Genomic DNA, 22,464 nt, shown 5'->3' on the forward strand with positions numbered 1-22,464 from the left:
CGGTTTTGCCGCACGCGGGGGGTCGCTTCAGCGCGTTTGAACGGGGTACTGCCGCAAAAATCACAACCGATTTTGTGCCAGCGCCCCGGTAAACGCTAAAATTTGCCGTTACCAGCGCAGCAGCACTGCGCCCCAGGTGAAACCGCCGCCCATGGCTTCCAGCATGACCAGATCGCCTTTCTTGATGCGTCCGTCACTGGCCGCAACGGCAAGCGCCAGCGGAATGGATGCGGCCGACGTATTGCCGTGCTTGTCGACGGTGATGACGACTTTTTCCGGATCGATGTTGAGCTTTTTTGCCGATCCGTCGATGATGCGCTTGTTGGCCTGATGCGGAACGAGCCAGTCGAGATCATCAGCCGTCGTGCCTGTCGCCTCGAAAGCCTGTTCGATGACGTCGGTGATCATGCCGACAGCGTGCTTGAACACTTCCCGGCCTTCCATGCGCAGATGGCCGACCGTGCCGGTCGTGGAAGGTCCACCATCGACGTAAAGCTTATCCTTGTGCGAACCGTCGGAGCGCAGCTGCGAGGTGAGGATGCCACGATCGCTGGAAGTACCCTCGCCTTCGCCTGCCTCGATTACGAGCGCGCCTGCACCATCACCGAACAGAACACAGGTGGTGCGGTCCTTCCAGTCGAGAATGCGCGAGAATGTTTCGGCGCCGATCACCAGCACGCGCTTGGCCATGCCGCCGCGAATGTAAAGATCGGCGGTGGCCACGGCATAGACGAAGCCGGAGCAGACGGCCTGCATGTCGAAGGCGAAACCGTGGGTCATGCCGAGACGGTTCTGGATGTTTACCGCCGTTGCCGGAAATGTATTGTCCGGTGTCGAGGTTGCCAGAATGATGAGGTCGATGTCATCGGGCGTCAGGCCGGCATTGTCGAGCGCCGCACGCGCCGCAGCCTCGCCGAGCGAAGCGGTGGTCTCGCCTTCTCCCGCTATGTAGCGCTGACGAATGCCCGTGCGCTGCACGATCCATTCATCGGAAGTCTCTACGACCCCTTCGATTTCACTATTGGTCATGACACGCTTCGGAAGCGCTGCCCCGAAACCACGTACGATAGAGCGGATCATTCCCTTATTCCTCGTCAGCCACGAGAGCTTCGGGCGCCGGGGGCGGAAGCCGTCTTGCGTGGTAAATCTTCAGATCGTTTTCAATTTTTGCCGTAAGACCGTTATGGACCATGTCGTAGCCGACATCGACCGCGGAGGCAAAACCGATGGCATCCGTGCCGCCATGGCTTTTGATGACAATGCCGTTCAGGCCGAGAAACACGCCGCCATTGACCTTGCGCGGGTCCATTTTTTCTCGCAGCACATCGAAAGCGCTTTTCGCGAGAATATAACCGATCTTGGCAAAGAAGCTGCGGGAGATCGCCTCACGCAGAAGCGTGGTGATCTGGCGCGCCGTGCCTTCGGCGGCTTTGAGCGCAATGTTGCCGGTGAAACCTTCGGTCACCACCACATCCACCGTGCCCTTGCCAATGTCGTCACCCTCGACGAAACCGCGGTAATCGATGGTGCCTAAATCGGCCTCGCGGATCAGCCGTCCGGCTTCACGGACCTCTTCCTGACCCTTCACCTCCTCGACACCGACATTCAGCAAACCGACGGTCGGACGGTCGATATCGAAAAGCGCACGCGCCATGGCGCCGCCCATCAGGGCAAAATCGAGCAATTGCTGGGAATCGGCGCCAATCGTGGCGCCAACATCGAGCACGATGCTTTCGCCTTTCAGCGTCGGCCATATGCCGGCGATGGCCGGGCGTTCCACCCGCGCCATGGTGCGCAAACAGAATTTGGCCATGGCCATCAGCGCGCCGGTATTGCCGGCGGATACGACGACGTCCGCTTCACCGAGCTTCACGGCCTCGATGGCGCGCCACATGCTGGAGACATAGCGGCCACGACGAAGCGCCTGACTTGGCTTTTCGTCCATGGCGACCGAAATTTCACAATCGTGAAAGACCGATTTTTCCCGAAGTGCGGGATATTGTGCCAGAATGGGGTCGCACTTGCTTTTCTGCCCGTAGAGCAGAAAAGTCACATCGTTGTGCCGTTCAAGCGCCTTGGCGGCACCGGGTATGGCAACATCAGGGCCGAAATCGCCACCCATGACGTCAATCGCTATTCTGATCACTCGTCCCTTATCCTTTTTGCCGCCACTCAAGCGGATTTTGCGCGAAAATACCTGTTCCGGCCTGTGTTACAATAAAATTATTTCAGCCCGGCGGCGCATTCAGTCTTTTTTCCAGTCTTTCAGCACGGCGAAAGGCGACGGACGCTTTTCTTCTTCAGGCTCATTTTCGGTCGTATCGGTAAATTCGATATCCGATTTGCGCGGATAGGGATCGATCGCAAGGGCCGCGAATTCCGCAACAGTCGCGCCAACATCAATGCTGTCGCCGGTGAACTGGTCGGGAATGTCAGGGCCATTGGGGTCGAGTACGATCTCCCCTTCCTCATTGGTGACCATCCGCGCCAGCTTCGACCCTTCCGGCACGAAAATATGCTCGACGCTCTCGTCGATCTTGCTGGAGACCGGCTCCAGCGTCACGACGCAGGCCTGGGTCACGGCCGCATGCACCTCGCCCTTGATCTTCACGCCATCCCTCTTCCAGCGGGCAACCTGCAGTTCCGCCTTCAGATATTCGACGGAAACCACATCCCAGAATTTCGCCAGCGCCTTCAGTTCCTCGGCATTGGCTTCAAGACCAATCCTCACCGGATTGGCGGAAATATGGCCTACCTTTACGGGGTAGGAAAAAGGCAGATCGTCATTTGCGGCGTGTCGCGCGTTCATCGTAAACCTCATAGTCCAGGCAAAGGCAGCTTCAGGCTTCCGGTTGCTATCGTTTCTTCGGAGCCTGCGGAAAGGTTGGAAGACGCCTCCATCATCCAGCCCGCAAGCCCGTCCAGTTCCGGTGCCTTCTCATCTGTCTGGGGGTATATATTGCGCCGGAGCGCTGCGGCAAGGGCAACAGGGTCGGATGCATCCAGCGCCGCCGCATAGGATTCGAGCCGCCCGTAGAACATGCCGGCAAATTTCTTCATGCGCTTCGGCACGCCCTGGTCGCCAATGCCGAGCTCACGGATGGAATGGTCGATATCCTGAAAAAAGGCGTCGACGATCTCCTGCGCGATTTCCTGCCCGCTCACACCGGAGGATTTGGTGCGGCGGAAATAGAGAATCATGACGATCGACAGCATCTCGAAGCGGCCCATCACCGTGTCTGGAACGCCGAGATCAAGATAAAAAGCGGGCGTGCGGGCCGCAGCCGTCAAGATCGCATATTGCCGGTCTACTATGGCGCGGTTGTTGTTTTTCTGTCTGAACAGCCCGAATATCATCGTTTTTTTCCGAACGGGGCTGGTGAATTCGCTCACCCGCCTATCGCACTTGTTGCATGATCGCCAAAGCTGGTTTACCGAAGCATCCACGAATTGCAATGCTGTCGCGGTCACGTTCGTCTTTCGGCTGAAACAGTCTAAGAGACCGGAAGAGTTTCCAAAGGCCGTGAAAGCGTTGAATTTGGGGGGTGATCGGGATTTTCCGTCCCCGGATTGACACAATCATGTGCACAGACACTGTGCACCACGCAATGCCGGAAGGTGCCATTCATGATCGCAGTCGGGGAAAAGCAGTTGAGCAAGCAGAAATCCGCAAGTCACGGCAAAATTCTGGGCAAGACCGCCATCGCAATCGTCGTCGCGTCCACCCTGCTCTCCGCCTGCACCAGCACCACCGATGTGTTCCACAACGGCTACGTCATGGACGAGCAGTCGCTTCAGCTGATCCCGGAAGGTTCCAGCCGCGAGCAGGTTCTGCTTACCATGGGCACGCCCTCCACCACGGCGACGTTCGGCAACGAGGTTTTCTATTACATCTCGCAGAAGCGTGTGCGCCGCGCCGCTTTCATGAAGCCGACGTTGGTCGAACAGAACATTCTCGCGATCTATTTCAACAAGGACGGCGTAATCGAGCGTAAGGCCAATTACGCGCTGCAGGACGGCAAGGTCTTCGACACGATTTCGCGTACCACCCCGACAGGCGGCAAGGATCTCACCTTCCTGCAGCAGCTGCTGTCCGGCGGCACCTCGGGCGCCAACATCGCCAAGAGCATTCTTGGCCAGGGCGGCAACACCCCCTGATCGTTGAAGAACGGCAAAATCAAAGGCCCGGGGATCGCTCCCCGGGCCTTTTTCTTTGTCGATGCTGCAAGTCCTTAGTGGGCGAGAACCGCCAATAGCAGCAGCGCCACGATATTGGTGATCTTGATAGCCGGGTTGACGGCCGGACCGGCGGTATCCTTGTAGGGATCGCCCACCGTATCGCCCGTAACCGACGCCTTGTGGGCGTCCGAACCCTTGACGTGGCGCACGCCGTCCTTGTCGATGAAGCCATCCTCGAAGCTTTTCTTGGCGTTATCCCACGCACCACCACCGGAGGTCATGGAAATCGCCACGAACAGGCCGTTGATAATGACGCCAAGCAGCGATGCACCGAGTGCGGCAAAGGCAGAGGCCTTGGAACCTGAGATAAGCAGCACGCCGAAATAAACGACGAGTGGCGCCAGAACCGGCAGCAGCGACGGAATGATCATCTCCTTGATCGCCGCCTTGGTCAAAAGATCGACCGCCTTGCCGTAGTCCGGTTTTTCCGTTCCTGCCATGATGCCAGGCTTTTCGCGGAACTGGCGGCGAACTTCCTCAACGATCGAGCTTGCCGCCTTGCCCACCGCCGTCATGGCGATGCCGCCAAAGAGATACGGAATGAGGCCGCCGAACAGCAGACCGGCAACGACGTAAGGATTGGCAAGGCTGAAGGATATTTCGCCGATATCTTTGAAGTAAGGATAGGTATCGCCATTGGCAGCGAAATAGGACAGGTCGTTGGAATAGGCGGCAAACAGCACCAGCGCGCCGAGACCGGCAGAACCGATGGCATAGCCCTTCGTGACGGCCTTGGTGGTGTTGCCGACGGCATCCAGCGCGTCGGTCGCCTTACGCACATCCGGGTCGAGACCGGCCATTTCGGCAATGCCGCCGGCATTGTCAGTCACCGGACCGAAGGCGTCGAGCGCCACGATCATGCCCGCCAGACCAAGCATGGCGGTGACCGCGATGCCCGTGCCGAACAGGCCACCGAGCTGGTAGGTGCCGATGATGCCGCCAACGATGACAAGCGCCGGCAGCGCCGTCGATTCCAGCGAGACTGCAAGACCCTGGATGACGTTGGTGCCGTGGCCCGTGACCGAAGCTTGCGCAATGGAATTGACCGGGCGTTTGTTGGTGCCGGTATAATATTCGGTGATGACGACGATAAGCGCTGTTACCACAAGGCCGACCAGCCCGCACAGGAAGAGGTTTGTGCCGGTAATCTCCATTCCGGCAACAGTGCCGATGGTACCCCAGCCCACGGTCGCGTAAGTTGCCACGGCAAGCCCCGCAATCGAGAAGACACCGGTGGCAATCAGCCCTTTATAGAGAGCTCCCATGATGGAGTTGTTGGTGCCGAGCTTGACGAAGAAGGTGCCGGCAATCGAGGTCAGGATGCAGGCGCCGCAAATGGCCAGCGGATAGACCATCGCGCTTTCCAGTATCGGCGTTCCGGCAAAGAAGATCGCCGCAAGCACCATGGTTGCCACCACCGAGACGGCATAGGTCTCGAAAAGGTCGGCCGCCATTCCGGCGCAATCGCCGACATTGTCGCCGACATTATCTGCGATGGTTGCAGGGTTGCGGGGATCATCCTCTGGAATGCCTGCTTCGACCTTGCCGACGAGATCGCCGCCGACATCTGCACCCTTGGTGAAGATGCCACCGCCGAGACGGGCGAAGATGGAGATAAGCGAAGCGCCGAAACCGAGCGACACCAGCGCGTCAATCACCTCACGCGATCCGGGCGCATGGCCGAGTACCGAGGTGAGGATGAAATAATAGATGGACACGCCAAGCAGCGCGAGGCCAGCCACCAGCATGCCCGTGATGGCGCCTGATTTGAACGCGATGTCGAGACCGGCGGCAAGGCTGTGGGATGCGGCTTGTGCGGTGCGCAGATTGGCACGGACGGAGACATGCATGCCGATGAAACCGGCAGCACCCGAAAGCACGGCGCCGATGATGAACCCGATGGCCGCGAGAGCCGACAGCAGATACCAGGCGAGAACGGCGACGATCAATCCGACGATGGCGATGGTGAGATATTGACGGGTGAGATAAGCCTGCGCACCTTCACGGATAAAACCTGCTATTTCACGCATACGCTCGTTGCCCTGATCGGCAGCGAGAACGCTCCTGGTCGTCCATGCCGCGTAAACCACGGACAGGACCCCACATAAAATCACTATGGGTATTACGGTCATGCGCACTTACCTCCCAAAAGGCCGGGTCTCACTCCCTCCCCGGCGTGGCGAACCATGTGCAAGGACAGGAGCGATCAAATGCGCGGCCTGTCCTGTCGTGGCCATTCTTCCCCTCCCAAGGAAAAATGACCTGCGCGGCAAGATTGCGTTGGCGAAAGGCGTGGCGTCAAGCCCACAAATTTGCCTGAAACATGAAAGGGGTAGAGATCGAAGGCGATCTTACGCGGCGTTTCTGCGCGGGGTCAGCAACAGCGACGCCACCAGCACGAGGCATAGCCCCGCAACCGGCCAGATAACGAGGTTCATGACCGACCAGCCCCAGGCTGTAAACACCTTGCCGGAAGAGAAGGACGACAGCGCTACCGTGCCGAACAGCACGATATCGTGAAAGCCCTGTACCTTGTCTGCCTCATGCGGGCGGTAGCTGGAGGTGATGATGGCGGTAGCGCCGATGAAGCCGAAGTTCCAGCCGAGACCGAGGAGAATGAGCGCCGCCCAGAAGTTCCACAATTCGATGCCCATATGGGCGACGACGGCGCAGGCCATCAGCACGACGAGACCGGCTGCAACGATTTTTTCCGCGCCGAATCGCGCGATCAACATACCGGTGAAGAAACTTGGGCCGAACATGGCGAGAACGTGCCACTGGATGCCGAGCGTCGCAAGTTCGGTGGGAAACCCGCAGCCGACCACCATGGCGAGCGGCGCGCCGGTCATCATGAAGGTCATCAACGCATAGGAACCGATGCCGCAGACCATGCCGGTGACAAACCGGTGCGTGCGCACGATTTCCGACAACGGCCGTGCCGCATGCGCGTGGACAGAGGCGGCCTTCGGGTCCGGCAATTTCAGGAATGCGAGAATGGCAATCGCGATGATGCCGAGCGGCACCAGCGCGATGAAAGCACCGGCGAAGGTGACCGGTGCGAAGACATCCTTGCCGAAAATGGCAAGCTGCGGCCCGATGATCGCCGAGACGATGCCACCCGCCAATATCCAGGAAATGGCTTTCGGCTTGTAAAATGAGGGGGACGCGTCGGCAGCAGCGAAGCGGATTTTCTGCGTGAAGCCGCCGGAAATGCCGATAAGCAGCAGGCCGATCGCAAACAGCCAGAAGTCGGAGCGGAAGAGTGCCACGGCAGCAATGCCGCCGCCGATGGAGCACATCAGCGCGCCGACCATGAAACCCGCCTTGCGGCCGAGAAAACGCGATGCTGCGGCAACGCAGATGGCGCCCAGCGCCACGCCGATGTTGAAACCGGTAAGCGGCGCCGTTGCCAGCGACTTGTCAGCCCCGAGCAACTGGTAACCGGCAAGCGCGCCAACCGAGAAGCTCATAGGTGCTGCCGAGCCCATGATCGCCTGTGCGGCGGTCAGGAGGAAGACGTTGCGCTTCGCCTCGTCCAGTTGAACTTCAAGTCCGGGGACGGAAACGGCGCTCATATCTTCCTCACCTAACGTATTTTAGCGTTTTGCCTCGCCGCGTACCTGCTTGGCAATGCGGTCCAGAACCGCGTTCACCAGCTTCGGCTCGTCGTGCTCGAAGAAAGCACGGGCGATTTCGACATATTCCGTAACGATGACGGCGACCGGCACGTCCTTGCGCTCCAGAATCTCGAAAGCGCCGGCACGCAGGATAGCGCGAACGGTGGCATCAAGACGCGACAGCGGCCAGTCTTCCAGAAGTGCGGAGCGCACCAGTGGGTCGATCTTCGTCTGATCGCGGACGACGCCGGACACGATGGAACGGAACCAGGAAGGATCGGCCTTCAGATAGGTATCGCCATCGACTTCCTGACCGAGACGATGTGCCTCGTATTCCGCCACGACTTCCATCACGCCGGTGCCGCCGACATCCATCTGATAAAGTGCCTGCACGGCCGCGAGGCGCGCAGCGCCACGCTGGTTGGCGGGCTTTACCGAAGGCTGGCGCGGTTCGCCGCCATTTTCAACATCCGACATGCGTTCAGCCACCCAGTTTTTTCTTGAGCTCGATCATCGTCAGCGCCGCGCGGGCCGCAAAACCGCCCTTATCCTTGTCAGAACGGCGAACACGTGCCCATGCCTGATCGTCGTTTTCGACGGTGAGGATGCCGTTGCCGATGGCCAGCGATTCGCTGACGGCGAGATCCATCAGGGCGCGGGAGGATTCATTGGAAACGATGTCGAAGTGGTAGGTCTCGCCACGAATGACCATGCCGAGCGCTACGAAACCATCATATTCAGTGCCTTCGTTGTCGCCGCCATCCAGCGCCATGGCAATGGCAGCGGGGATTTCGAGCGCGCCGGGAACGGTGATGATGTCATAAGTTGCGCCAGCCTCATCCAGCGCGAACTTCGCGCCTTCGAGAAGAGCGTCTGCCATATCGTCGTAAAAGCGTGCTTCCACGATAAGAAGATGGGGTTTGGACATGGGATTTTCCTGAAAAGGTTCGGGCCGGATCATACCGGCTTTTGCGGCGGTCAAACCACGGCTGGCCGTTTTTGGCAAGTAATTTCATGTGTCACCCGCGCAAGAGGCCCCGTTTGCAAGACAATTGCGCAGGTTTTCGCCTTATCCGGCGAGGCTTACGAAAATCAGGTTTTCTGGAAAGCCAGATGCACGCCAAGCCCCATCAGCACCGTTCCCGCAGTGCGACGGGCAAGCGCCTGCACCCTGCTGGAACGCTTGAGCCGCCCGACCATCGCGCCCGCCAGAAGCACGCCAACGAGATCGGCGGAGGAAAAAATGAAATTGACAGCGATACCGAGGATCAGCAATTGCAGCCAGATCGGAAAGGCCGCCGCCGGATCAACGAATTGCGGCAGAAACGCCAGAAAGAACAGCGCCGTCTTCGGATTGAGCACGTCGACGATGATGCTGTCGATGAAGGCGCGCCTTGCCGATTTCGGTTCGATGGTCAGATTGACGGCCTCACCTTCAAGCTTGCTGCGCAGCATCGAGAAGCCGAGCCAGATGAGATACAGCGCGCCACACAGCTTCACGGCCAGATAAAGCCACGGCACCGCCTGGAACAGCACCGAAAGCCCCGCCGCAGAGGCGACGATATGGAAATAGCAGCCGACGTGGATGCCAAGCACCGCCATCAGCCCGGCAAACCGGCCGCGCGCCATTGTCTGCGCCGCCGCATAAAGCATGGCCGGGCCGGGAATATAGGCAAACAGGGCGGTGGTGATGAAAAAGGCTGTCAGCAGTTCGAAAGACGGCATGTCGTAATCCCCCTACCCCGTTTGGGCCTAAAGACGTCTTTATAGTGTTTGCGCGTCAATCGAAAGCGGAGTGCGGGACAACAACTGATCTGTCGCGATGGCGGAGGATTGTAAAGTCTATCCGGCATTCTGGCCTTGAGAGGTACTCCAGTCAACGCGCGTCTGCGCGGCGGCAAGAGTCTTTTCAGCCCAAGGATTTGGGCTGGCTGGATACCGGCTCAAGGCCGGGAGTATATTTCAGCACAATAGATGCCGAACGTTGTTACGCCGAGGGGAACTCCGCAAGCCTTGCGGCATATCGCGCCATGGTGTCGACTTCGAAATTGACGAAATCACCCGGTTGGCGCTCACCCCATGTGGTGACTGTGAGCGTATGGCGGATCAAGAGCACGTCGAAATCCGTTCCGTCGACCGCATTGACGGTCAGAGAAGTGCCATCGAGTGCAATGGAACCCTTGGGCGCCACGAATTTCGCCAGATGGTCGGGCGCGCGCAGGCGGATACGGACCGCCTCACCTTCCGGCTCGACCGACAGAATCTCCGCCTTGCCATCGACATGGCCGGAAACGATGTGACCGCCAAGCTCGTCGCCAATCTTCAGCGCGCGCTCCAGATTGACGTGCGTGCCCTTCTGCCAGCCCGCAATCGTCGTCAGGCGCAATGCCTCTTCCCAGGCCTCGACCTCGTACCAGCGCTCGTTGCTGCCGTCTTCGGGCAGTTTGGTCACCGTCAGGCAGACGCCGCCATGGGAGATCGATGCGCCCATATCGATGGTCTTGGGATCGTAATTGGTCGCCACCCGCAGACGAATGCCTTCCGCCAGAGCTTCCAGCTCGGACACGGTTCCAACATCGGTGACAATTCCGGTAAACATCAAAGCGGCCTTTCGTAATCGAAGCAGCGATCCGGCCCGTAGGCGGTTTCGCTGACCAAAACATAATCGCCCGGAATATCGGCACGGCTGAGCGGCGTTTCAATCCCGCCTTCACCAACCACGACCGGGCTTTCAAACAGCATGATACGGTCCACGAGATCGGCTTCAAGGAACGATTTTGCGGCAAAAGCGCCGCCTTCGACCAGAAGTTCCGACATGCCGCGTTCAGCGAGAATGTGAAGGAGGTTCTCGAGGGTTGGCGCTTCAAGGATTTCCACGCCCGCGTCGATCAGTGGTTGGCGACGGTCGTGGCTACCCCCCTCTGCCCTGCCGGGCACCTCCCCCTCACGAGGGGAGATCGATAGGGCAGCATTTTTTCCGACACCAAAGGTGGGCGAATGAGTAACGGATACAAGATCTGAACGAGTCGGTCGCGGCGAGTCGATCTCCCCCCTTGAGGGGGAGATGCCCGGCAGGGCAGAGGGGGGTAGCGCAGCAACGACAACCGGCAAGTCCCTCGCCGTCTTCACCAGCTTAGACGTCAACGGTAGTTCAAACTTGCGATCAAGCACGATTCGGACCGGAGAACGATCTTCGAGACCTGCAATTCGAACGGTCAGTTCCGGATCGTCCGCTATCGCGGTACGGATGCCCACGAGGATGCAATCGCAGCGCGCTCTCAGTTCATGCACGGCGTGCCTGGCCTGCGGACCGGTGATCGCTACCTGCCCCTCCCCTTGTCTGCCGATCATGCCATCGGAAGAAATGGCAAGCTTCAGAATCACATGCGGGCGTTTTTTCACCTGGCGTGTGAGGTAACCCGCAAGCGCTCTCTTGCCTTGTTCGCGCAGCAGGCCGGTTTCCACGACAATACCCGCCTCCCGCAAGATGGAGTAACCACGACCGGAAACACGCTCGTCCGGGTCGTCAACCGCCACAACGACACGGGCCACGCCGTATTCGACCAGCGCATTGGCGCAGGGCGGCGTCTTGCCCCAGTGCGAGCAGGGTTCGAGGGTGACATAGGCTGTTGCGCCGCGCGCCGCTTCGCCGGCGATTTCCAGCGCCTGGCGTTCGGCATGGGGGCGGCCGCCAATTGCCGTCACCGCTTCGGCGATGATTTTTCCGTCCTTGACGAGAACGCAACCGACGGAGGGATTGGTCTCGGTTTGACCCTGATGGCGCAGGGAAACCTCGATTGCCCGGGCCATGAATTTTTCGTCATCGGCGCGGCTCGTCACGTCTATGCTCCGGCGTCTGTATCTCGGGCGATCTTGGCGTTGATTTCGGCAATCACGTTCTCGAAATCCTCGGCATGACTGAAATCGCGATAGACCGAGGCGTAGCGTACGAAGGCCACGTCATCGAGGCTCTTCAGCGCTTCAAGCACCTGGAGGCCGATTTCTTCCGAGGGGATTTCCGTCTCACCGGAACTTTCCAGACGGCGAGCAATGCCGGAGACGGCCCGCTCGATCCGGTCCCGGTCAACCGGGCGTTTGCGTAGCGCGATCTCGAAGGATCGCACCAGCTTTTCCCGGTCGAAGGGCAGCTTGCGGCCGCTTTTCTTGATGACCATCAGCTCGCGCAGTTGCACGCGCTCATAGGTCGTGAAGCGGCCGCCGCAATCGGGGCAGATGCGCCGCCGGCGGATGGAGGTGTTATCCTCCGCCGGACGCGAGTCCTTGACCTGTGTGTCTTCGGAACCGCAAAATGGGCAGCGCATCTCTTTACGTCCTTACATGTACGGATACATCGGGAAACGGTCAGTCAGGCCGACGACCTTTTCGCGCACCGCAGCTTCAACAGCAGCGTTGCCCTCATCCGAGTTGGCGACTTTCAGACCATCGAGAACCTCGACGATCAGCTTGCCGATTTCGCGGAATTCCGCTTCCTTGAAACCGCGCGTCGTGCCGGCCGGCGTGCCGAGACGCACACCCGAGGTGACGAAAGGCTTTTCCGGATCGAAAGGAATGCCGTTCTTGTTGCAGGTGACGTAGGCGCGACCGAGAGCTGCTTCAGCACGCTTGCCGGTGGCGTTCTTCTTGCGAAGGTCAACCAGCATCAGGTGGTTGTCGGTGCCGCCGGAGACGACATCAAGACCACCTTCGATCAGCGTTTCGGCAAGCGCCTTGGCGTTCTTGACGACCTGTGCGGCGTAATCCTTGAATTCCGGCTGCAAAGCTTCACCGAAGGCAACTGCCTTTGCGGCGATGACGTGCATCAGCGGACCGCCCTGCAGGCCGGGGAAAACGGCGGAGTTGAACTTCTTGGCCAGATCCTCGTCATTGGTGAGGATCATGCCGCCACGCGGGCCGCGCAACGACTTGTGCGTCGTCGTGGTGGCAACGTGGCAATGCGGGAACGGCGACGGATGCTGGCCACCGGCAACGAGACCAGCGATGTGGGCCATATCGACCATCAGATAGGCGCCGACTTCATCGGCGATCTCGCGGAAGCGCTTCCAGTCCCAGATACGGGAATAGGCGGTGCCGCCGGCAAGGATAAGCTTCGGCCGGGTTTCCTTGGCCTTGCGCTCCACCTCGTCCATGTCGAGCAGGTTGTCGCCTTCGCGCACGCCGTAAGACACGACGTTGAACCACTTGCCGGACATGTTGACCGGCGAACCGTGCGTCAGATGGCCTCCGGAGTTCAGGTCGAGACCCATGAAGGTGTCGCCCGGCTGGAGCAGCGCGAGGAACACGGCCTGGTTCATCTGCGAACCGGAATTTGGCTGGACGTTGGCGAAGTTGACGCCGAACAGCTTCTTGGCGCGCTCGATGGCAAGCTCTTCAGCAATGTCTACGAACTGGCAGCCGCCGTAATAACGCTTGCCCGGATAACCTTCGGCATATTTGTTGGTCATGATCGAACCCTGCGCTTCAAGCACAGCGCGGGAAACGATGTTTTCCGAGGCGATCAGTTCGATCTCGTGGCGCTGGCGACCCAGTTCCTTCTCGATCGCGCCGAAAATATCCGGATCGACTTCGGCAAGCGGACGGGAGAAGAAAGCATCTGTGTTCGACATGGTGAAGGCTCCTGAAACAGTAATGCGATGGCGTCTTAGCGCCCTGCCCGAACAAGAGCAATACGGGCAGCGAGATTTGCCCGTCAAACTGCGACGTTGCGACAAAAAACGGCAGCTGTTTTTTCAAAACCAGCAGCGAAAATGAAAAAAGCCACACCCGACGGGGTGCGGCCTTTCACTTAAATATAAAAACCTGATGGCAGCGCCGGATCAGTTGCGCGGCAACAGGTCGTCGTCGACAGGTCCAGCCGGCTGTTCGATGCCGGTGGTGGTGTTGAGCGCCAGTTCGGCGTTGCCGTCCTTTTCATAGATGTCGTCGCGGAACTGCACCACGCCGTCCTTCGCCGACCATGCGGTGATGTAGACGAAATAGACAGGCACTTCCTGCGCCAGCTTGATCGGTGTGTTGACGCGGGTGGCGATGACGCGTTCCATTTCCTGACGCGACCAGCCGGGCGTGTCGCGCAGCAGCCAGCTTGTGAGGTCGCGCACGTTCTGTACGCGCACGCAGCCGGACGATTCGAACCGCATCAGCTTGTTGAACAGACCCTGCTGCGGCGTGTCGTGCATATATTCGTTGTTCGGATTGTGGAAGTTGATCTTCGTCGAGGACATGGCGTTGATCTTGCCGGGGTCCTGGCGGAACATCAGGTTCGGTGCCTTTGGCGCAAACCAGTCGACCGCCGTCGGCGAAACTTCCTGCCCCTTGCCGTCGATGAGGCGGATGTTGTTCCGCTCCAGATAGGTCGGGTCCTTCTGCATCAGCGGCACGATGTCCTTTTCGACGATCGAGCGCGGCGCTGTCCAGTAAGGGTTGAGGATGACTTCGTAAATCTTGGAATTGATGACGTGCGTCGGGCGGCTGGCGCGACCGACGACGGCGGTGTTGCGCAGGACGACGCGCTCATTCTCAACCGCCTCGATGGCAGCGGCCGGAATGTTCACCATCAGGTGACGCTGGCCGAGATCGCCGGACATGGACTGAATGCGCACGAGGTTGGTCTGCAACTGGGCCAGACGGATCTGGGCCGAAACATTGAGCGCCTTGGTCGTGTATTCGCCGCTGACACCATCGGCGGGAAGGCCGTGGCGGGCCTGGAAGCGCTTCAACGCACCATCGACGTAAGAGTCGAAGGCGCTGGAAATGCCAGCTTCGCGCGGCAGGTCGCCGGAGACCATCAGTCGCTGGCGAAGCGCCTGAACGGAAGGATCGGAAACGCCGATCTGGAGACGCTGCTGGGTGACGGGCACGTCCGGCCAGCCGCCATTCTGCACGATCTGCTGATATTGCATGATCGCCTGCTGCATGTAGACAGGCGCTTCCCGTCCGAGAACCGGGTTGTTGGAAACGACACCAACGGCGGAACGCGACGAATTCGCGTCGAACTGGTCATCCCAGTTGCCGCGGCGCGATGAGCCCATGAGATCGTTGAGCGCATTCTGCGCCAGGGCGGGCGCGGCAAGCGCGGCAACACCAACGGAAACAGCCGAGCGCAGAAGCGCACGGCGCGATACGGATTCGGAAACGGTTTTTTTTGTCATTCTACCTACCAGCCACTCTCTTCGGCATTCTCAACAATGCCTAAATCAATATGATTAACAAACACGTACAACGTGTCTGCCGGCCGGTAATGCTCAATACCCATGGTCTGGGCGCTATTGTCTGGCAGAACAGTCGGGACTTGCCACGACAGCAGGAGAAACCGCCGGCTCCTTCACCTTTGCGGGTCCCATATCAATATGGCCAATTCGTGTCACGGACCTTTTCTCACGAAGCTGTGTATGCCTGCAAAACAGGGCGAAAACGCACCTGAGAGAACGGGCTTGACACGCACAGGTGAACGGCGCCTCCAACACGAATCCGCAAGCCGGAGGCAAACCGATGCCCCCGGCTCTAACAGTGAAACCGCCGCGGAATTAGAGACGATAAGCGATCGAGTCGTTCCAGAAGCGATCGAGGCGCTGCAGCAGCTTGTTCATTTCGGAGAACTCGCCGGTGCCGATGCCGCCGACCTTTTCGATCGAGCCGACGTGGCGCTCGTAGAGGTGAGCAACCGTTTCGGCGATTTCCTGGCCTTTTTCAGTCAGGCTGATGCGGACCGAGCGGCGGTCGACACGCGAGCGCTGGTGGTTGATGAGACCGAGGTCTACCAGCTTCTTGACGTTGTAGGAGACGTTCGATCCGAGGTAATAACCACGCGAACGAAGCTCGCCGGCCGTCAGTTCGGAATTGCCGATGTTGAACAGCAGGAGCGCCTGAACGGCGTTGACGTCATCGCGACCCTGACGATCGAACTCGTCCTTGATGACATCGAGGAGGCGGCGGTGGAGACGTTCCACCAGGTGCAGCGACTCCATGTAGAGCGAACGGATGGTATCTTCATGTGCGTCGGCAACAACGGCCTGCGGCTTTGCTTTGCTATTGATCATGACTGCCTCACTGTTTTGTTTGGCGGTGTGTTTGTTTGTCTCCCGCCTTGAGTGAGAACCTAATCAATGCGCATAAAATTCTACTTAAAAGCTACGATTAACAAATGCTTACCTGCATTTTCCCAAGTGGGTCAAACTTGTGGCGAAGCGGGACTGGCTTATTGCCATACATTAAAAATCAAAGACTTAGCAATAAAATTCGACCGAAAACCAGGCTGAATTGCTTTATTCTTATGGTAAATCAATTCTTGCGCGCTCTTCATTCTGGCGCTGATCGAGCCAAAAAGCGACCAGGAATAGTATATAAATGGTTGCCACGAGACCGTGCATGACGGGTACAAGCGTGTTGGCGCCGAAGATATATGGCCACACCTTATACATGGCGATCTGGGTGCCGGCACCCAAGACCCACATGACTGCCCCCCAGGAGGCGCCGAGCCAGAGACCGAGCGCCGCGACCGGGAAAATCACCGCAAGCGCACTACCCGCCACTCGCCATGGCAGGTTAAGCATATCGAACCGCCCATGCCCGCCGAGAGAATATCCCGTCAGCATCGCCCAATATTGCAGGCCGAACCAGAAACAGGAAACCGCGACCAGCCTCATGAAGACCAGAAAGAGGATTTCCGTCAGCGGACGTTTCGGCAGAGGTTGAGAATCAGGTTCCATGGCCGGAAGATACGGTTTCGACGGGCGGGCGACCAGCCCATATTGAATTCGGCGGCTTGCCTTGTCAAAGCACCTCGCCCGCCGGGGAAGTCCAGGGGGAAACATTGTCGCATTCGCACGGCGCTTGCTTCGTGTTATGCAGCTTTCCTGACTTGGGTGGGATACGAAGGACATTCTTACATGCAGGACAAAACGCATCTGGTCGACGCGATCACCGGCCATCGCCGCATGCGCCGCAATCGCAAGGCCGACTGGACTCGCCGTCTGGTTCAGGAAAGCCGCCTGACCGTCGATGATCTCATCTGGCCGGTCTTCATCGTACCGGGCAGCAATATCCTCGACCCCATACCGGCGATGCCCGGCGTAAACCGCATGAGCGTCGACAAGCTGGTCGAAGCGGCGAAGGAAGCCGCCGATCTCGGCATTCCGGCGATTGCGACCTTCCCGAATATCGAGATGGACTTGCGCGACGAGACCGGCTCGAATGCGCTCGAGGCCAACAACCTCATCAATCAGGCGACCATCGCGGTCAAAAAAGCGGTTCCGAATATCGGCATGATCACCGATGTTGCGCTCGATCCCTTCACCAGCCATGGGCATGACGGCATTCTGCGCGGCGACGAAATCGTCAATGACGAGACCGTGGATCAGGTCGTTCGTGCTGCAATCCTTCAGGCCGATGCCGGTTCGGACATTATTTCTCCGTCCGAGATGATGGATGGCCGCATCGGCGCCATCCGCCGCGGCCTGGATGCGGCCGGGCACCAGAACGTCGGCATCATGGCCTATGCCACGAAATTCTCCTCCGGCTATTACGGTCCGTATCGCGAGGCAATTTCGACGGCCGGACTGCTGAAGGGGGACAAGAACAGCTATTACATCAGCCCCGCCAACGGCATGGAGGCAATCCGCGACGCAGCGCTTGACGTGGAAGAAGGTGCTGACATGCTGATGGTCAAACCCGGCTTGCCCTATCTCGACATCTGTTGGCGGCTGAAAGAGAATTTCGGGCTGCCCACATTCGCCTATCAGGTGTCCGGTGAATATACCCAGATCAAGGCAGCGGCCATGCATGGCTGGATCGACGGCGAGCGCGTGATGATGGAAACGCTTCTCTGTTTCAAGCGTGCGGGCTGCGATGGCATTCTGAGCTATTTCGCAGTGGAAGCCGCACGCAAACTCGCGAAGGGCTGACAGCCGACGCTTATTGTATTCGGTCGTTTTCTTCCCATATTGTTTGCTGACACGGAATGCTGCCTGACGAAAAGCGCGTTTCGAGCTGTCATGTCTTCTCAGGAGAAAACGACCGATGAACCTCGACCAGAACCCTACCTATGTCGCACCGGACGACTGGCGCGCCTATAGCGGCGTACTGAGCCGACGGGTCTTCGCGTTCCTGATCGATTACGCGATCGTTCTCCTGCTTTGCATTCCAGCCGCCGTGATCGTCTTCTTTCTCGGCGTGATTACGCTGGGTCTCGGCTTCTTCCTCTATCCGGCCTTGTTCGTCATCGTCGCGGTCCTTTATTTCGGCGTGACGCTCAGCGGCCCGTCGCAGGCCTCACCCGGCATGCGGGCGATGGGAATCGCGATGGCGCGCATGGACGGACGGCGAATCGATTTCCTTCTGGCCACCGTGCACATTGCGCTTTTCTGGATCATCAACTCGGTTTTGACGCCGCTTATCCTGCTTGCAGGCCTGTTTACGGAGCGCTCTCGCCTCGTTCATGACTTCCTGCTCGGCACCGTCATGGTCAGAACCTACTGATATAAGGGAAAGCCACGAAAACGTGGCTTGCATATCAGGCAAATACCGCATGGTGCAGTTGACGTTTTCCGTCATTTTGCCATTCTGTGACATTATGCATGTCGCTTGAAGCGTCGCCGCACCCCGTGAAATCGCGGCGCGCTTTCACAACAGACGCAGGAGGCGATCACGGTTCGATGAACACGCAGGCGACGCCCTCTCCCCAATTCTATCTTACGGCACCGGCCACCTGCCCCTACTTGCCGAACCAGATGGAGCGGAAGGTTTTCACGCATCTGGTCGGCCCGCGTGCGTCGGAAATGAACGACCTTCTGACCCAGGGCGGCTTCAGGCGTTCACAAAACATCGCCTATCGCCCGGCGTGCGAAACCTGTCGAGCTTGCGTTTCCGTGCGCATCCTTGCCGAACAGTTCCAGCCGACGAAATCGATGCGGCGCGTTCTCTCCATCAACAAGGATGTCGTCGCCACCGTTCATGCCGCTGAGCCATCCACCGAACAGTTCTCACTGTTTCGCCGCTATCTCGACCATCGGCACCAGTCAGGCGGCATGTCCGAGATGTCGGCGCTCGACTATGCGATCATGATCGAAGACACGCACGTCAACACTCGCATCATCGAATACCGTGTGCGAGAGCCCGGCTCCGGCATCGATTCCAGCAAACGAGGTGAACTTCTCGCCGTAGCGCTGAGCGATGTGATGAGCGACGGGCTGTCGATGGTCTATTCCTTCTTCAACCCCGATCTAGAAAAGCGCTCGCTCGGCACTTTCATGATCATGGATCACATCACCCGCACACGCGCGCTCGGCCTGCCGCACGTCTATCTTGGCTACTGGGTCGATGGTTCTGAAAAGATGGGCTACAAGACGCGCTACCACCCGCAGGAGCATCTGACACCGCGTGGGTGGGAGGTTTATGTGCCTGCGGTAGAGACAGCCGAATAGATCAGTCCAACAACGGCATTGTCTCCACCCTGACGACCATGTTATAACTTAGTTATAACAGGAGTTGGCGTCATGAACATCACAATCCGGAAAATCGGTAATTCCGAAGGCATTATCATCCCAAAAGAAGTCCTGGATCGCATGGGTCTCAAGACGGGTGATACCCTTGAACTAAGGGAAGTCTCCGGGAACATCGAACTCGTCCCTGAACAAGCGGATTTGAGCGAGCAGCTTGAAGCTGCCCGGCGCGGCATGAAGAAATACCATGTGGCGCTGAGAGAACTCGCAAAATGAAAAGAATTAAGTGGCTGTCCCGAACTTCCATTGAAATAATACATCGGGAACAACTTGTTGAACATGGTGGCCTGCAAGGTCTAAAAGACGAGAACGCACTTGAGGCAGCTTTGGCACGCCCCCTTCACAAAGCCGCCTACGGTGAGGAAGACGCTCTAAGGCTTGCATCCGCCTATCTTTACGGGATAGCCCGCAACCACCCATTTTCAGATGGAAACAAACGAACCGCGTTTCTAGCGGCCTACACCTTCTTGTTCATCAACGGCCATGAAATCCACGCCGAGCAAGCTGATGTCATCGCTTTTGTTCTCGACGTCGCTGCCGGCAACATTGATGAGGACGGCGTTTATCTTTTTCTACGCGACCACGTCGTCCCACTCGATTAAACGGAAGCGCCGCACGTCTTTCGATATGCGGCGCTTCTTCTGTTTATATCGAGAGAGGACGGATTTACCCGCCAAATTTCCCGCTACGCGGAAAGCCCTTCGGTACGGTGCGGCCAACGGTGGCGCGGTCTGCCAGCCATTCGCGCAATTCCTCACCGACCTTGGTGAAGAGGCGCCCGGCCGTGTCGGACCAGCTCAAGCCGTCTGCGAGCGCGAAACATTTCACATCAACGACGCCGCCGTCCTTGTAGCGTTGCAGGCGCACGCCCTTACCGCGTGACATTTCCGGCACCTGCGACAGCGGGAAGGCAAGCAGCTTGCGGTTTTCGCCAACGACGGCGACATGGTCGCCCGTAACAGGTACGGCGAGCTTGGCTTCGTCAGGCATGGCGACATTCATGATCTGCTTGCCCTTGCGGGTATTTGCGACCATTTCGCTTTCGGCCACGATGAAGCCGTTGCCGCCAGTCGAGACGAGCAGAAGCTTGCGCGACGGATCGTGAACGAAGGCCGTCAGGATGTCCTGATCGTTCTCCATATCGACCATGATGCGGATCGGCTCGCCGTGACCACGCCCGCCGGGCAGCTTGTCGGCGCCGAGCGTGTAGGCCTTGCCACCGGTGGTCAGCAGCAGCAACTTGTCGGTCGTCTGCGCCGGGAACGCGAGCTTCGGGCCATCGCCCTCCTTGAAGGTCAGAGCCGACGTATCGGACATATGCCCCTTGAGCGCCCTGATCCACCCCTTCTGCGAGATGACGATGGTGACCGGTTCCTTCTCGATCATCGCCTGCTGGATGGCCTCGATGTCGGCATCCGGCGCATCCGCAAACTGCGTGCGGCGACGGCCGATCTCCGTTGCCTTGGCATATTTCTTTTTGACCTCGCCGATTTCCCAGGCGACGGTCTGCCATTGCTTTTCATCGGAGGCGAGCAGACCCTCGATTTCAGCCTTCTCGCTGCTGAGTTCGTCGAACTCCTTGCGGATTTCGAATTCCTCGAGCTTGCGCAGATTGCGCAGACGCATGTTGAGGATGGCTTCGGCCTGATTATCGGTGAGTGACCACTTGGCCATCATCACCTGTTTCGGCTCGTCCTCCTCGCGGATGATACGGATCACCTCATCGAGATTGAGATAGGCGACCAGCAGGCCGCCCAGAATCTCGAGCCTGCGATCGATGGCCGCAAGACGATGGCGGGAACGGCGGACCAGCACGTCCTTGCGGTGTGCCAGCCATTCGCTCAGCACCTCGTTCAGCGCCATGACCTTCGGCACCCTGCCAAGCGACAGTACGTTCATGTTGAGCGGCAGGCGGCTTTCAAGGTCGGACAGACGGAACAGCGATTCCATCAGCAGCGTCGCGTCGACAGTGCGGTTTTTCGGAACCAGCACGATACGCACGTCTTCGGCCGATTCGTCGCGGACATCCTCAAGCAGCGGTAGTTTGCGGGCGAGCAGCAGCTCGGCGATCTTTTCGATCAGCCGCGATTTCTGCACCTGGAACGGGATTTCGGTGATGACGATCTGATAGCCGCCACGTCCGAGGTCTTCCGTTTCCCATTTGGCGCGCACGCGGAAACCACCGCGCCCGGTCTTATAGGCTTCGAGAATGTTCTCGCGGCTTTCGATGATCACCCCGCCGGTCGGCAGGTCGGGGCCGGGAATGAATTCCACCAGCTTTTCAACCGTCGCATCCGGATGCTTGATGAGATGCAGAGCTGCGTCGCACAGTTCATGGGCGTTGTGCGGCGGGATGGACGTCGCCATGCCGACGGCAATGCCGGAGGCACCGTTGGCAAGCAGATTGGGGAACGCGCCCGGGAGGACGACCGGCTCCTCATCTTCCTCATTATAAGTAGCGCGGAAGTCAACCGCGTCCTCGCCGATGCCTTCGAGCAGCAGCGCTGCCACATCGGTCATGCGTGCTTCGGTATAACGATAGGCGGCGGCGCCGTCGCCATCGATATTGCCGAAATTGCCCTGCCCGTCCACGATCGGATAACGCTGCGAGAAATCCTGCGCGAGACGGACCAGCGCATCGTAGACCGACTGGTCGCCATGCGGATGGAACTTACCGATAACGTCACCAACGATACGGGCGCATTTCTTGAAAGCCGAGTTGGGGCGGATGCCCATTTCGCTCATGGCGTGGATGATGCGGCGGTGAACCGGCTTCAGTCCATCGCGCACATCCGGCAGCGCACGATGCATGATCGTGGACAAGGCGTAAGCGAGGTAGCGCTCTTCAAGCGCCGCCTTCAAATCGACCGGATGAATGTTATCGTCTCCGCCTGACGGAGGTACAAGATTTTTTCCCATGGTGCTTGACTAGCGGAAATGCCGATTCCCGGCAAGGAATTCGGGGGTCTCGGCTGTGGACGAAACGACGCCTTTTGTGAGGATTTTTATTAACTGCGTTGCGAATGCCGCAATGCCGCCGTCATACGAATCGATCTAAATCCTGTAGACCTTTGAATAATCGCGAATATAAATGT

Annotated in this window: 23 protein-coding genes; 6 read left to right on the plus strand and 17 right to left on the minus strand. The window is 58.7% G+C overall.

What is annotated here, in order from left to right; all coding sequences use genetic code 11:
* Nucleotides 1-108: 108 nt before the first annotated feature.
* The 4 genes from AB4Z23_RS14505 to AB4Z23_RS14520 form a co-directional block, all read right to left on the minus strand.
* Entirely contained in the window at nt 109-1,080 is a 972-nt protein-coding gene (locus AB4Z23_RS14505) for a beta-ketoacyl-ACP synthase III (protein WP_003512529.1), read from the minus strand.
* Between the two features lie 4 nt (nt 1,081-1,084).
* Nucleotides 1,085-2,146 (minus strand): phosphate acyltransferase PlsX, encoded by a 1,062-nt coding sequence (plsX, locus tag AB4Z23_RS14510; protein WP_003512528.1) that lies wholly within the window; start codon nt 2,144-2,146, stop codon nt 1,085-1,087.
* Between the two features lie 99 nt (nt 2,147-2,245).
* Nucleotides 2,246-2,809, minus strand: coding sequence for a YceD family protein (locus AB4Z23_RS14515; protein WP_441360294.1), 564 nt, complete (start codon nt 2,807-2,809; stop codon nt 2,246-2,248).
* Nucleotides 2,810-2,817: 8 nt separating this feature from the next.
* Entirely contained in the window at nt 2,818-3,357 is a 540-nt protein-coding gene (locus AB4Z23_RS14520; RefSeq protein WP_112154955.1) for a ubiquinol-cytochrome C chaperone family protein, read from the minus strand.
* A 270-nt stretch (nt 3,358-3,627) separates the two neighbouring features.
* On the opposite strand from AB4Z23_RS14520, the gene AB4Z23_RS14525 reads away from it, so the two are divergent.
* On the plus strand, nt 3,628-4,158 hold the full coding sequence (locus AB4Z23_RS14525; protein ID WP_003512524.1) for an outer membrane protein assembly factor BamE: 531 nt from the start codon (nt 3,628-3,630) through the stop codon (nt 4,156-4,158).
* A 74-nt stretch (nt 4,159-4,232) separates the two neighbouring features.
* On the opposite strand, the gene AB4Z23_RS14530 is transcribed toward AB4Z23_RS14525, so the two are convergent.
* From AB4Z23_RS14530 to AB4Z23_RS14585, 12 genes are all read right to left on the minus strand, one after another.
* Entirely contained in the window at nt 4,233-6,371 is a 2,139-nt protein-coding gene (locus tag AB4Z23_RS14530) for a sodium-translocating pyrophosphatase (protein ID WP_013635889.1), read from the minus strand.
* A gap of 219 nt (nt 6,372-6,590) precedes the next feature.
* Complete coding sequence (locus AB4Z23_RS14535; RefSeq protein WP_111789307.1) at nt 6,591-7,814, minus strand: MFS transporter; 1,224 nt, start codon at nt 7,812-7,814, stop codon at nt 6,591-6,593.
* 21 nt (nt 7,815-7,835) lie between these two features.
* The gene (gene nusB / locus AB4Z23_RS14540; protein WP_013635887.1) at nt 7,836-8,333 is read right to left on the minus strand and encodes a transcription antitermination factor NusB; all 498 of its coding nucleotides are present in this window, start codon (nt 8,331-8,333) and stop codon (nt 7,836-7,838) included.
* Between the two features lie 4 nt (nt 8,334-8,337).
* The gene (ribH, locus tag AB4Z23_RS14545) at nt 8,338-8,784 is read right to left on the minus strand and encodes a 6,7-dimethyl-8-ribityllumazine synthase (RefSeq protein WP_013635886.1); all 447 of its coding nucleotides are present in this window, start codon (nt 8,782-8,784) and stop codon (nt 8,338-8,340) included.
* A gap of 164 nt (nt 8,785-8,948) precedes the next feature.
* Entirely contained in the window at nt 8,949-9,581 is a 633-nt protein-coding gene (locus AB4Z23_RS14550; protein ID WP_421476463.1) for a LysE family translocator, read from the minus strand.
* A gap of 262 nt (nt 9,582-9,843) precedes the next feature.
* Nucleotides 9,844-10,455, minus strand: coding sequence for a riboflavin synthase (locus AB4Z23_RS14555; protein ID WP_003512512.1), 612 nt, complete (start codon nt 10,453-10,455; stop codon nt 9,844-9,846).
* The gene (gene ribD, locus AB4Z23_RS14560) at nt 10,455-11,696 is read right to left on the minus strand and encodes a bifunctional diaminohydroxyphosphoribosylaminopyrimidine deaminase/5-amino-6-(5-phosphoribosylamino)uracil reductase RibD (RefSeq protein WP_421476465.1); all 1,242 of its coding nucleotides are present in this window, start codon (nt 11,694-11,696) and stop codon (nt 10,455-10,457) included. The genes AB4Z23_RS14555 and ribD overlap by 1 nt, the downstream gene beginning before the upstream one ends.
* 2 nt (nt 11,697-11,698) lie before the next feature.
* Nucleotides 11,699-12,178 carry a transcriptional regulator NrdR gene (gene nrdR, locus AB4Z23_RS14565; protein WP_003512508.1) on the minus strand — a complete coding sequence of 160 codons (480 nt, stop codon included), beginning with the start codon at nt 12,176-12,178 and terminating at the stop codon, nt 11,699-11,701.
* A gap of 12 nt (nt 12,179-12,190) precedes the next feature.
* Entirely contained in the window at nt 12,191-13,480 is a 1,290-nt protein-coding gene (glyA, locus tag AB4Z23_RS14570) for a serine hydroxymethyltransferase (protein WP_003512506.1), read from the minus strand.
* Between the two features lie 210 nt (nt 13,481-13,690).
* On the minus strand, nt 13,691-15,022 hold the full coding sequence (locus AB4Z23_RS14575) for a L,D-transpeptidase family protein (RefSeq protein ID WP_013635882.1): 1,332 nt from the start codon (nt 15,020-15,022) through the stop codon (nt 13,691-13,693).
* Between the two features lie 375 nt (nt 15,023-15,397).
* Nucleotides 15,398-15,907, minus strand: a complete 510-nt coding sequence (gene ldtR, locus AB4Z23_RS14580) for a transcriptional regulator LdtR (RefSeq protein ID WP_025593036.1) — start codon at nt 15,905-15,907, stop codon at nt 15,398-15,400.
* 234 nt (nt 15,908-16,141) lie between these two features.
* Entirely contained in the window at nt 16,142-16,579 is a 438-nt protein-coding gene (locus tag AB4Z23_RS14585; protein ID WP_003512497.1) for a DUF6163 family protein, read from the minus strand.
* Nucleotides 16,580-16,759: 180 nt separating this feature from the next.
* On the opposite strand from AB4Z23_RS14585, the gene hemB reads away from it, so the two are divergent.
* The 5 genes from hemB (at nt 16,760) to AB4Z23_RS14610 (ending at nt 19,971) form a co-directional block, all read left to right on the plus strand.
* Complete coding sequence (gene hemB, locus AB4Z23_RS14590) at nt 16,760-17,773, plus strand: porphobilinogen synthase (RefSeq protein WP_003512495.1); 1,014 nt, start codon at nt 16,760-16,762, stop codon at nt 17,771-17,773.
* 115 nt (nt 17,774-17,888) lie between these two features.
* On the plus strand, nt 17,889-18,347 hold the full coding sequence (locus AB4Z23_RS14595; protein ID WP_038490628.1) for an RDD family protein: 459 nt from the start codon (nt 17,889-17,891) through the stop codon (nt 18,345-18,347).
* 176 nt (nt 18,348-18,523) lie between these two features.
* Nucleotides 18,524-19,291, plus strand: a complete 768-nt coding sequence (locus tag AB4Z23_RS14600; protein ID WP_441360296.1) for an arginyltransferase — start codon at nt 18,524-18,526, stop codon at nt 19,289-19,291.
* Between the two features lie 72 nt (nt 19,292-19,363).
* Nucleotides 19,364-19,585, plus strand: coding sequence for an AbrB/MazE/SpoVT family DNA-binding domain-containing protein (locus AB4Z23_RS14605; RefSeq protein WP_038490623.1), 222 nt, complete (start codon nt 19,364-19,366; stop codon nt 19,583-19,585).
* Nucleotides 19,582-19,971: a type II toxin-antitoxin system death-on-curing family toxin gene (locus tag AB4Z23_RS14610; protein WP_038490620.1), complete on the plus strand. Its 390-nt coding sequence runs from the start codon at nt 19,582-19,584 to the stop codon at nt 19,969-19,971. Before AB4Z23_RS14605 ends, AB4Z23_RS14610 begins: the two co-directional genes overlap by 4 nt.
* Before the next feature lie 64 nt (nt 19,972-20,035).
* Here the strand turns inward: AB4Z23_RS14610 and parC are convergent, their stop codons facing one another.
* Nucleotides 20,036-22,288 carry a DNA topoisomerase IV subunit A gene (gene parC / locus AB4Z23_RS14615; RefSeq protein ID WP_013635880.1) on the minus strand — a complete coding sequence of 751 codons (2,253 nt, stop codon included), beginning with the start codon at nt 22,286-22,288 and terminating at the stop codon, nt 20,036-20,038.
* Nucleotides 22,289-22,464 lie beyond the last annotated feature (176 nt).

The organism is Agrobacterium sp. MCAB5 (genome assembly GCF_052114365.1).
Classification (GTDB): Bacteria; Pseudomonadota; Alphaproteobacteria; order Rhizobiales; family Rhizobiaceae; genus Agrobacterium; species Agrobacterium tumefaciens.

What these genes read in the sequence shown, in the direction of transcription:
- AB4Z23_RS14535 (WP_111789307.1), bottom strand. Translation starts at nt 7,814, where the DNA reads ATGAGCGCCGTTTCCGTCCCCGGACTTGAAGTTCAACTGGACGAGGCG.
- AB4Z23_RS14530 (WP_013635889.1), bottom strand. Translation starts at nt 6,371, where the DNA reads ATGACCGTAATACCCATAGTGATTTTATGTGGGGTCCTGTCCGTGGTT.
- parC (WP_013635880.1), bottom strand. Translation starts at nt 22,288, where the DNA reads ATGGGAAAAAATCTTGTACCTCCGTCAGGCGGAGACGATAACATTCAT.
- AB4Z23_RS14520 (WP_112154955.1), bottom strand. Translation starts at nt 3,357, where the DNA reads ATGATATTCGGGCTGTTCAGACAGAAAAACAACAACCGCGCCATAGTA.
- AB4Z23_RS14525 (WP_003512524.1), top strand. Translation starts at nt 3,628, where the DNA reads ATGATCGCAGTCGGGGAAAAGCAGTTGAGCAAGCAGAAATCCGCAAGT.
- AB4Z23_RS14505 (WP_003512529.1), bottom strand. Translation starts at nt 1,080, where the DNA reads ATGATCCGCTCTATCGTACGTGGTTTCGGGGCAGCGCTTCCGAAGCGT.
- glyA (WP_003512506.1), bottom strand. Translation starts at nt 13,480, where the DNA reads ATGTCGAACACAGATGCTTTCTTCTCCCGTCCGCTTGCCGAAGTCGAT.
- AB4Z23_RS14575 (WP_013635882.1), bottom strand. Translation starts at nt 15,022, where the DNA reads ATGACAAAAAAAACCGTTTCCGAATCCGTATCGCGCCGTGCGCTTCTG.
- AB4Z23_RS14595 (WP_038490628.1), top strand. Translation starts at nt 17,889, where the DNA reads ATGAACCTCGACCAGAACCCTACCTATGTCGCACCGGACGACTGGCGC.
- AB4Z23_RS14610 (WP_038490620.1), top strand. Translation starts at nt 19,582, where the DNA reads ATGAAAAGAATTAAGTGGCTGTCCCGAACTTCCATTGAAATAATACAT.
- AB4Z23_RS14515 (WP_441360294.1), bottom strand. Translation starts at nt 2,809, where the DNA reads ATGAACGCGCGACACGCCGCAAATGACGATCTGCCTTTTTCCTACCCC.
- ribH (WP_013635886.1), bottom strand. Translation starts at nt 8,784, where the DNA reads ATGTCCAAACCCCATCTTCTTATCGTGGAAGCACGCTTTTACGACGAT.
- hemB (WP_003512495.1), top strand. Translation starts at nt 16,760, where the DNA reads ATGCAGGACAAAACGCATCTGGTCGACGCGATCACCGGCCATCGCCGC.
- nusB (WP_013635887.1), bottom strand. Translation starts at nt 8,333, where the DNA reads ATGTCGGATGTTGAAAATGGCGGCGAACCGCGCCAGCCTTCGGTAAAG.
- AB4Z23_RS14600 (WP_441360296.1), top strand. Translation starts at nt 18,524, where the DNA reads ATGAACACGCAGGCGACGCCCTCTCCCCAATTCTATCTTACGGCACCG.
- AB4Z23_RS14555 (WP_003512512.1), bottom strand. Translation starts at nt 10,455, where the DNA reads ATGTTTACCGGAATTGTCACCGATGTTGGAACCGTGTCCGAGCTGGAA.
- AB4Z23_RS14550 (WP_421476463.1), bottom strand. Translation starts at nt 9,581, where the DNA reads ATGCCGTCTTTCGAACTGCTGACAGCCTTTTTCATCACCACCGCCCTG.
- AB4Z23_RS14605 (WP_038490623.1), top strand. Translation starts at nt 19,364, where the DNA reads ATGAACATCACAATCCGGAAAATCGGTAATTCCGAAGGCATTATCATC.
- nrdR (WP_003512508.1), bottom strand. Translation starts at nt 12,178, where the DNA reads ATGCGCTGCCCATTTTGCGGTTCCGAAGACACACAGGTCAAGGACTCG.
- AB4Z23_RS14585 (WP_003512497.1), bottom strand. Translation starts at nt 16,579, where the DNA reads ATGGAACCTGATTCTCAACCTCTGCCGAAACGTCCGCTGACGGAAATC.